This window comes from Moorena sp. SIO2C4, assembly GCF_010672485.1.
In the GTDB taxonomy this organism is placed as follows: domain Bacteria; phylum Cyanobacteriota; class Cyanobacteriia; order Cyanobacteriales; family Coleofasciculaceae; genus Moorena; species Moorena producens.
The window spans coordinates 1-9711 of record NZ_JAAHGN010000169.1 but is presented as its reverse complement, the minus strand read 5'-3'; the positions used below and the strand labels follow the sequence as shown (position 1 = coordinate 9711).

The 9711-nt window shown below is 43.4% G+C and carries 9 protein-coding genes and 1 pseudogene; 4 read left to right on the top strand and 6 right to left on the bottom strand.

Features of this window, described 5'->3' with window-relative positions:
- From F6K20_RS11765 to F6K20_RS11740, 6 genes and pseudogenes are all read right to left on the bottom strand, one after another.
- The coding region (locus tag F6K20_RS11765) for a reverse transcriptase N-terminal domain-containing protein (protein ID WP_287294783.1) at positions 1-477 on the bottom strand (477 nt) is incomplete at its 3' end.
- A 590-nt stretch (positions 478-1067) separates the two neighbouring features.
- Positions 1068-1220, bottom strand: a pseudogene (locus F6K20_RS11760) (RNA-guided endonuclease TnpB family protein); the annotation flags it as partial.
- Positions 1221-1552: 332 nt separating this feature from the next.
- Positions 1553-2203, bottom strand: coding sequence for a hypothetical protein (locus F6K20_RS11755; protein ID WP_008190963.1), 651 nt, complete (start codon positions 2201-2203; stop codon positions 1553-1555).
- A 293-nt stretch (positions 2204-2496) separates the two neighbouring features.
- Complete coding sequence (locus F6K20_RS11750) at positions 2497-2940, bottom strand: hypothetical protein (protein WP_008190960.1); 444 nt, start codon at positions 2938-2940, stop codon at positions 2497-2499.
- A gap of 320 nt (positions 2941-3260) precedes the next feature.
- Positions 3261-4199 (bottom strand): M56 family metallopeptidase, encoded by a 939-nt coding sequence (locus F6K20_RS11745; RefSeq protein WP_008190958.1) that lies wholly within the window; start codon positions 4197-4199, stop codon positions 3261-3263.
- On the bottom strand, positions 4199-4621 hold the full coding sequence (locus F6K20_RS11740; protein WP_071107139.1) for a BlaI/MecI/CopY family transcriptional regulator: 423 nt from the start codon (positions 4619-4621) through the stop codon (positions 4199-4201). Before F6K20_RS11740 ends, F6K20_RS11745 begins: the two co-directional genes overlap by 1 nt.
- 244 nt (positions 4622-4865) lie before the next feature.
- On the opposite strand from F6K20_RS11740, the gene petJ reads away from it, so the two are divergent.
- From petJ to F6K20_RS11720, 4 genes are all read left to right on the top strand, one after another.
- The gene (gene petJ, locus F6K20_RS11735; protein ID WP_353736750.1) at positions 4866-5342 is read left to right on the top strand and encodes a cytochrome c6 PetJ; all 477 of its coding nucleotides are present in this window, start codon (positions 4866-4868) and stop codon (positions 5340-5342) included.
- 1554 nt (positions 5343-6896) lie between these two features.
- On the top strand, positions 6897-8654 hold the full coding sequence (locus tag F6K20_RS11730) for a 4Fe-4S binding protein (RefSeq protein ID WP_287294781.1): 1758 nt from the start codon (positions 6897-6899) through the stop codon (positions 8652-8654).
- A gap of 348 nt (positions 8655-9002) precedes the next feature.
- Positions 9003-9455, top strand: a complete 453-nt coding sequence (locus F6K20_RS11725) for an IS607 family transposase (RefSeq protein WP_287294779.1) — start codon at positions 9003-9005, stop codon at positions 9453-9455.
- Entirely contained in the window at positions 9376-9687 is a 312-nt protein-coding gene (locus tag F6K20_RS11720) for a helix-turn-helix domain-containing protein (protein WP_502708831.1), read from the top strand. Before F6K20_RS11725 ends, F6K20_RS11720 begins: the two co-directional genes overlap by 80 nt.
- The last annotated feature ends 24 nt before the right edge of the window (positions 9688-9711 follow it).

Sequence of the window (9711 nt, the reverse complement as noted above, 5' to 3'; positions counted from 1 at the left end):
GTGACATGAGCGTCCTGGTCTGAACCCATAAGAGTTGGGTTCAAATTTTGCTTCCCATTCAGGTTCTAGTGCCTGTTTAGCAAGTGCCTGTAAAGCACGGTCATATATGGTCGGGATTCCTAAAGGTCGCTTTTCCGTTTTTCCAGGTTTTGGTATCCAAACCCTTCTTGTTGGTTTTGCCTTCTTATGGATTTTTAGGTTAACTACCAGGGCGAGTCGTTGCCTATGGGTTAAGGCTTCTTTCCCGTCTATTCCGGCAGTTTTCTTACCTTTGTTTTCCTGGGTAACCCGCCTGACCGCAATCATTTTGGCTGTCCAGGATTTCATTAGGGTCTTTTGTAGCTTTCTTACCACACGGACGTCACCACGTTGTGAGGCTCGATATATTCGTTTTTGTAACTTAAATAAGACTTTTTCTAGCTTACGCCAATTTACCCTATTCCATTCCACCGTCTGGTTTCCCTGGGTTTTAGACATATTCATTACTACTTACAACTATATCTTTTCCTATAGACGTGAATCTGTCGGCGTATCCTGGATGTTACTCCAGGTATTAGCTTTTGATTCAATCTTGCTCCCATATAACTTACGGCTAACTACCTACTCAGAATATTCGACCTTTCTGAGAGTATATATAGGAGTTACTTCGTTCCTGATAACCATTTTTTCGGACTTTTAGGGCGATACTATTCACCGGGAATTAGGGAAATCATTATGTAGAGCCAAAACTACATAATCCATTTGTTTTCCTTTAACTATTTGTTTGTAGCGTATCAAACCTTATTTCGCTACACCTATTTAACTCGGATGTATCTTTCTTGCGTACCCATGAGTCCCTGCCTGTTACTAACATCTGTTCAGGTTAAGGATGCTTCACTGTTCGACCCTTGCATTAATCTATGAGTTTGTTATGTTCATAAATCCGGGTAAGGCTGTCACTCGGATTTCGCGAGGGATGGAGTTTCACCATCATGGTTATCAAGTTATCAGAGTCAGTTTCCTGACCTAGCGACTAATCCTCCTTCTGACCTTTAATTGGTTTGAAGTTTCTAGTCAACGAATCGCACTTGGCTGTAGTAGTCTGGATTATTTCTTAAATCAGGGAGATGACAAACAAGAGGACAAGCATTAATGGAACAGCGATTCTGTTCATACCAGGCAAATCTATCCGCCAACAAATAGTTGTACTGGGCACAAAGCATTGACAACCAGTTATCAATTTTAGCTACTTGTTATTTTGTTGGTTTTAATCGGTATTGATACGCTAGTTTCATCCCTTGCTTCCTGTTTGATCGACCTACTATGATGATCACATGCCTGTACACATGCGACAACCCATAATGAAAGACAAGAAGTTGATTATCAGACTTACCGATTTTGAAAAAAGGCAGTTCTTACAGGAAGCAGAACGAAGAGGAATGACTCAATCTGAATTAATCAGAAGTTTAATAGCTCGTTTTCCTGTCCCGAAAGACTCTGTGCAAAATTCATCCCACACTCATGCTGCGCATGTTCGTTGTGGGGCTTCTTTTGCCGGACAGCTAAATGGAAACTAACTTGCTAACGGTTCTGATATCAGTTCCCAAGCATTGACATCGCTGACACCAATGCGCACTGGTACGTTAAGATAGTCCTCTACCAGGTAATAATCGGTCTCATAGCGGCCTAATGCGCCATCGGGACGCCTCAGCGTGTACTGGAATTTGGGAATGTAACGCTCCCGAGTCAATCGATCAATTAGTTCGTTATAGTCATCCCGACTATCACGCCACAAGTAGCGATAATTAAAGCCAGTCCACTGATGGGGTTGGAGAATACCCCGCTCTGGTGCAAGTAGGTCATTGGTGTGTAAGCAAACATCATTCCACATTGACGTAATTACTACAATTAGACCTTCTTCACGCTTTTCTTTGATAAAATCATTAACACGAAGGTAGTTGGCTCCTAGCAAATAGGTTCCATTTTGGGGTATTGGTCCGGTCATAGTTGTCTCGCTCCTGAGTATGGAGGTGGGAATTTGGTAAGGTCGCTCGCATCCGGGCCAGGATACAATAGCCCGTTGAAGCCTGAGTTTTTGAGCAGAGACAGCCAGCTCACTAGCATGTCGCCTTAGAGCGTAGGCCGCTAAGCGTGATGGTGCTTCAATATTGAAGCTTTCCGTGGTAACTGATAGATGGCACCCTGAGAAAAAGAAATTGTCCATTGTTGAAGACTGAAACCTAAAATGACACGCTGAGTAGTGAGTGTTGCTGTTAAGCAAGTTAAACCGGACCAACGGAGACTATGGCTAAGTACTATGGCTAAGTACTATGGCTAAGTACTATGGCTCACCTCTGCTTGTTGATCTATGGTTGTTGATCTAAGTAACCGACGGCTTCCATAGTACAGTAACTGGCAGGATTGATTTTAGCCAAAAATCGCTTCAAAAACCGATAATTTCTGTAAAAAATCCCCTCTGATAGCAATCACCATTGGCAGCTGTTAGTCCGATCACGGTTATTGAATCCTTGGCGACTCGCTGTTGCTCGACAATTTTGGAAAACCGTAGAAACAGCGATCGCGAATCTCCACTAACTCATCGGTTGTCCAAGGTTCATCATTGTTCTTGCATAGCACTACACCCAAACCAATCAGATCATCATCTGTGGGTCGGTTTCCTTCCAAGATGGCTTGGAGGTTTTCAACGCTAACTTCACTTAATCGTGATAGTTCTTCCAAGTTCCAGCCATGAATCAGATCAGCAATGGTAGGAGTTTGTGCTGGAACTGCTAATTGTTGGCTGCTGTCTAGGTACTGAAAAAATTTAGTCAGCGCATCTTCTAGTCCTTCACTGTAGTCAAGTTCGTGTTCGACACAGTAGTTGCGGAAGCGCTTTAGTAGATGTTTGGGAATATGTCCTCGCAGTAATGCATACCGGGGATCTGTCTTTTTGTGAACCAATGTCCTTGTCCTCTAGCTCCAGAGAGAGCAACATGTGATTGTCCTCTTATAAGTTTGGCACATTTTGTCACGATATACTTCTATTGGTATATCGTGATATCATGACAATGGGTTAATACACTGGTTAATACACTTAGGTAGTTACTACACTTACGGGGTTTATTTAAGTGTTTTACTATCGTGTTTTGTGTGTTCGTTCCTTTTGTCGCGATATATTTATATAGTTACATCACTATGTCGCGACGTCAAGACCAAAAAAAATATTTTTTTCCCCTTTCCCTGTGGCCTAATGCCTGTGGTAATGCCTGTTGCCCTTAAGTTTATTGGTGAAACGGTACAACCAATAGGGGTAATAATACGTATAGCAACCAACTCCAATTCCAGGAGTAATTCCAGGAGCTAGTACCAGTGGCAGACTCTGGCTCTGTCAAGAGTGCATCGATTCTCTCTTGGAAGCGACTGGGAGGCACAGGTCTACTAAAGGGAGCACAGAAATTTTCCGTAGTTATCATGGGACTGCTAACCATAGTCAACAGTGATTCTGCCAACAATAGGGCATCGACCCGTTTAGCGGCCCAATGGTCAGCACGGATTTCTCGTAGATTCAATAGTTCTTGCCACAATGACTCTGTATTTGGTAACCAAGCGGTAATTCGATGAATCCATCCTAGCCAGAAAAACCAGAAGGTATCTCGGTAATGGTGGTGAGCTTGCTCATGGGTGATCACAGCCTCTAGATGTTCCGATGAAAGAGTTTCTAGGAGTCCCTGACTGACCACAAGTTCGGGTTGCCAAAAGCCAATCTGAGCAATAAAGGGTATGGGAGTGTCTAAAAGACGAGCCAATTGACCCTGACTAGCTAGGGATTCAGGGGTTGGAGTTAAGCCAGGACAGTTTTCAACCCTTTCCCATTGCCCATTTTGCCATTGCCCATTTATTAAGCAAATTTGGGGTAAGGAACGAACTTGTTGCAAAGACTGCCAACCAAGCTTTGCTGACTTTAGCCACAACACTACTGCCCAACCCAGAAATCCTAGGGCTAGGCAGTAGCTGAGCCAGTCGGTGCGTAACCCGATCATTTGTCCCTTTGGCCCCATGGATAGGACAGCCAAAGCAGTGGTTAGGAGAAGTAGGGGTGGAGCAAGAAATTGCACTAGTACCTGTTGCCAGCGCCTGGGCAAACTCCCAGGAAGTTGGTAGCTTGTGTGCCTGTGCCAGCAAGCCAGCCCTAATGCTGCTATAATCATCACCACATGCATTATTTTTCCTCCTTCCGCCTTTGACGTGCTGCTTGCAGTCGTTGTGCGATCGCAGAAATTTGTTCCACACTGGCTGCATCTAAGCTATCGGCAAAGGCAGCAACTACATCCGGATTGCCTACGGCTAAAAAGCGATTGAGCTGGTCATGGGCTGCGAGTACCTGGGCTTCTTGCCGAGACACTAAGGGTCTCCATAAAAAGGTACGCTGTCGTTTATCACAACTGAGCCAACCTTTCTGGGTCAACCGGCGTAGCACTGTGGTTACTGAAGCATAAGCTAATTCCCGATCTGGGTCAGCCAAAATCTTTTCATGCACATCTTTGACAGTAGCGCAACCTAATACCCAGATGATCTCCAAGATTTCTCGTTCCAATGGACCTAGGGAGAGTTGTTTAGGGCGATGATGGGGCAGAGGACTCATAGATTACTGGTTAATTTTGGTTTAATTTTATTTAGGTTAATTTGGGTGCTAGAGGTTATTTACAGTTTATGACATTTTGATCAGTCAGGCTATCCCGATTCATATGTAGTCGGTCTGCTTCCTTCATTGATAGTCTTGGTTCTTAGGTTTGACAGCAGTTCTTAATCGGCTTACAGTCATTCTGAGGAATAATTATAGGCCACTCTGTAGCCTGCTATCTGTTTTGATCAGAAGGAGAATACCCTTGAAGAAGCTGCTATCAATCCTGTTGACTGCTACGGTATGGTTTACATTTGCTCTAGAACGTCCAGCCCTCGCTGGTGATGCCGTTCAAGGAGCTAAGGTTTTTAGTCAAAATTGTGCTGCTTGTCATATCGGTGGCAATAACGTGATTATGGCCAATAAAACCTTGAAGAAACCTGTCCTGAAACGATATGAGATGTATGACCTGGAAAAAATTAAAACCCAGGTAACCAATGGTAAAAACGCTATGCCTTCCTTCAATAAGAAGCTGACTGAGGAGCAGATTGAAAATGTGGCTACCTATGTTTTATTGCAGGCTGACAATGACTGGCAGTTGGGTAAAGACATTCCTATTCAAAAATCCCCAGAGTCCAAATCTCCAGAATTAGGTGTAGAGGCGTCTGAGAAGCCAGTTAATCAGGACAAGACCGATACCCTTAAACCCAAAAAGCGCCCATTCTGGCGCTCATTATTTTGATTCCCCTAATGTAATGAAAGTTACTATAGCATTTTTATTGGATGTGCGAAACTAGGATTGATGGGAAAAGCGATGTAGTGAAGTCTTGGACACCCCACAGCATGGGTCGATTTAGGGAGCCAAGATGCTAATGCTTTCAATAATTAATCGTTAAGTTGAGCAACGCCAAAAATGCTATTATTCTCAAAATAAACGTCAAAATGGATTGAAGACATGAAAACCTAGTATCGCTAGATACTAAGTTTTCAATTCAATTATTGGTATCAACAGCTACGATTAATGGGTAGGACGAGCAACTCATGGCTTCAAGATATTCGCTTCAAGATATCAAAGCTTAGTATGCCTATAAAATAAATTATAGATTATTGTTATCCCTAAGCTAATATTGGTATCAACAGCTACAATTAATCGGGAAAAGGGGATCCAGGGCAAACGCATCTAAATTCTAAAAGCCTTACTCAGAAGAGATTTCAAAATTAATAAGCATAAATACTTATCTTATTAATCTCATATCCAGTAGGCATTTCAAAATAAGATGCGTTTACCCTGAAAGGGGATCAGACTCCTGAATCCCTTACTGCCAAGTATTTAAAGCGACCTTGGTTTAGCTTTACCAGGGCTTGAAATAAATTTATGCAAATTTTTAGTAAAGTTGGTGAATTGCTTTGGTAAACTATCTGTGAAGCTAAACAAACCTACAAATCCTTTATTCAAATCATGAGAAGGGTGCATATGATGATTCGCTGTCAAGATTCGGTTAGTTTGTGGATTAACTCCTGGGAGCTGTTGAGATCCATCTATAACCTCAATTGAGGGGTTAACCAAGCTGTCCCAACTGGCCAACCGCCTCAGTGGTGATTAATGCCTAGTTTAGTGACCCCTACTGGTTAAACCTAGTTACACCTATGTTGACGAGAGGTAATTTCCCCTAAACCGCTGTCGAATGGGAGCAGTTGGTACTGATGATTGAGACAAGAGAGAGACCACCCAGAGCTGTTTAAAAAGCTCTCCATAACCTGTAAGCCTATTCAAAACTGGCCAAAGCCTAGCTTACCCAACCACATCAGGTAGAGCTAATAGTGCTTTCGACCAGCTCCAACAAATTCTGTTTCTGACAGCAAGTAGGGCGATGTCTACCCAACTGTCAGATTAGAACCATATGCATTTTTTTTGTAAGCTCATGATGTTATGGCGCTACGCCCAAGGCAAGAGGCATGCATCCATGCAAAAGTTGAATACAACAGCTTTTAAGCTTGTATCAATGTCCTCTTAATGCTTAGTGCTATAAAAATTTGGAAACTGCATAAAAGGTGTGGACTCAACCAGATAAGTAACTGGTGACACAAACCAATGGTGTTAGTTAGGTTGCCCACAAACCCAAGCTTAAGAGGCTTGACCTAAAGCTGGTTGGTTTTATGGAACAGATCATGCCCAGGCATGGGTAATTCTCATCATCAGGATTTAGTTTCGGTGCTAGCTGTTAGGAATTATCCAAACGGGTACTGTCAATGGCTGAAGTTGTTTCTCATAATGGAGCAAAAGGGGGTTAAAGTGATGCTGTCAAAGGTACCAGAACAAAGTTGGCACCGAGTCCGTTGGGTGCTAGCGATTAGTTGGCTAATATTAATTGTCTCGTTGTTTTATGACCCGATCTCACACAATTTAACTGATCCTAATAGTCTATTCAGCCTATTTCGAGATCCCATACTCACCCGAGACCCATGTGTTCAAGTCCAGGGAGTATGCCTAGATGAGAAACCCTATGCCCTGGGAGCGCGAATGTTTTGGGGCATGATCGTGCCTAGCGCCATCATGATTGTCTTGGTGTTTGGTCATGAGACTTGGCGACGCATTTGCCCACTTTACTTTCTGTCCCAAATTCCCAGAGCTTTGGGGTTGCAGCCACAGGGGGATATCAGCAAAAATCCCTGGCTAGTTCGTAACCATTTATATGTGCAGTTTGCCATTTTCTTTATCGGTTTGAACTGCCGGATTCTATTTGTTAACTCTGACCGCTTGGTTCTGGGTTTGTTTCTGAGCCTAACTATCGTATCCGCCATGATGATGGTATTCCTCTATGGTGGCAGAAGTTGGTGTCATTATGTCTGTCCATTTGGCATGGTTCAGATGGTATTTACTGGACCACGGGGATTGCTTGGCACTGAAGCTCACAACGCACCGCCAAAAACCATTACCCAGTCCATGTGCCGCACCGTAGACAAGACCGCAGGTCAAGAAAAAAGTGCCTGTATCAGTTGTAAGTCCCCTTGTATGGATATCGATTCCGAAAAAGCCTACTGGCAACAACTGACTAAGCCTGGTCGGAAATTAGTCCAATACGGTTATTTAGGCATGGTAATTGGCTATTTCGTCTACTACTGGTTGTATGCAGGAAACTTCGATTATTACCTGTCTGGGGCTTGGACCCATGAAGAGAATCAGTTAGGTGCGCTTTTCAAGCCAGGGTTTTACATCATGAATCACCCGATTGCGATTCCTAAACTGGTGGCAACTCCTCTTACCTTCGTTGTCTTCGTGGCGCTCAGTTGTCTAATTTGTACCAAGCTAGAGAAGACATACAAAGCTGCTCTGTGGCGAAAAAACCAATCTATCACTCACGAGCAAGTATTGCACCGAGTCTTTTCCATTTGTACCTTTATTGCGTTTAACTTCTTCTTCATCTACGGGGGTCGTCCCGAAATTAATCGGTTCCCTGTTCTAGTGCAATTCCTGTTTCAGAGTGTAGTGATTCTAGTCAGCAGCTTATGGCTTTATCAAACTTGGGGTCGTAGTTCCCACCAATATACCCAGGAGAGTTTGGCAGACAAGTTGCGCCGTCAACTCAAGAAGCTACCCCTGGACTTCTCGGAATTTCTGGAAGGTCGTTCCGTGGATGATCTCAAACCTGAGGAATTACACATCCTGGCTAAAACCCTACCGGGTGCTAACCAACAATACCGCTTGGGGGTATACAAAGGGGTGCTAAGAGAAGCCATCCAAGCTGGACATGTGAATTCCGCTAGTAGTCTCGAGGTTCTCCAGCAGATCCGGGATGAACTGGGTATCAACGATCAGCAACATTATCAGGTTTTAGAAGAACTTGGTAAGGAGCAAGAAAACTTACCAATATTGTATCCCCACTATGGACGGGACCCTTATAAAGTACTGAGCACCATCAAAGAGCGCCAGAAAACTAGTACTTCTAACCAACGCACTATACTCAGGGAATCTCGCAAGCAGAATCGTTCTGATAAGCGCACCAAGCTGCTAAAAGACCGCAAAGATGACAATCAATCAGGTGATCAGGACTAGTCCAAGGTGATCCCAGATAGTACATTCAACAGGGTGAAACGAGGAGGATATACCGTAAAAAAAGAGAATTTTTCATAAAAACAAAAAAAAAGGCTGATAATTATATAGCCACTGGTAAAACACTTACTTGTGGCTCAGGCCGAGGGCTTCTGACAGTTTATAAAAATATTCACTAATCTACCACTATCTACAATTAAATGGTAGATTACATCGATGACGCTTGTACCACTCCCTAAGGCGGTCGAACTTACGGGAGTCTCCAAAAACACTTTAAGGAAGTATGCAGATGATGGGACGATCAGATGTGAGAAGACCCCAGGATAAACTAGGCTCTTTGACACAGAAAGCTTGCTTAGTCTTGGGCGACGACAACCAAGGCAACCAACAACCATCTGTTATTGTCGAGTCAGTAGCAACAAGCAAACAGACGACCTCGCCAGACAAATCGCCTACGTGCATTCCCTCTTCCCGGAAGCAGAAATCATCTTTGACATTGGGTCAGGACTCAACTACAAAAGGAAAGGACTTAAAGCCATACTGGAACGGATTATGCGCGGAGATCAGCTCACAATTGTTGTTGCCTGTAGAGACCGACTTACCCGATTCGGATTTGAACTCATTGAGTACTTGGTCAGTCTCAACGGTGGAAAAATCCTGGTTCTCCACCAATCTCAAAGCTGCCCGGAATCAGAACTTACCGCAGATATTCTCTCCATCATTCATGTCTTCTCAAGCCGTGTCCACGGACTCCGAAAATACGGCCAAAAAATCAAAGAAGATTCGAGTGTTCCTAAGCGCTGAACAACGTTCTATGGTTCGTCAGTGGTTTGGAGTTTCCCGTTACGTTTTCAATAAAACCGTCAAAATACTTGAAAATGGCGAAGTCAAGGCTAATTGGAAAGCTATTAAAACGGGAATATTAAACAACCTTCCTGAATGGTGCAAGACAGTACCTTATCAAATCAAGTCTATAGCGATAAAGGATGCTTGCACCGCTGTTAGGGAGGCAAAGAATAAATATAAAAAGATTTAGCAGATTAATCGTGTTAGATTTAGG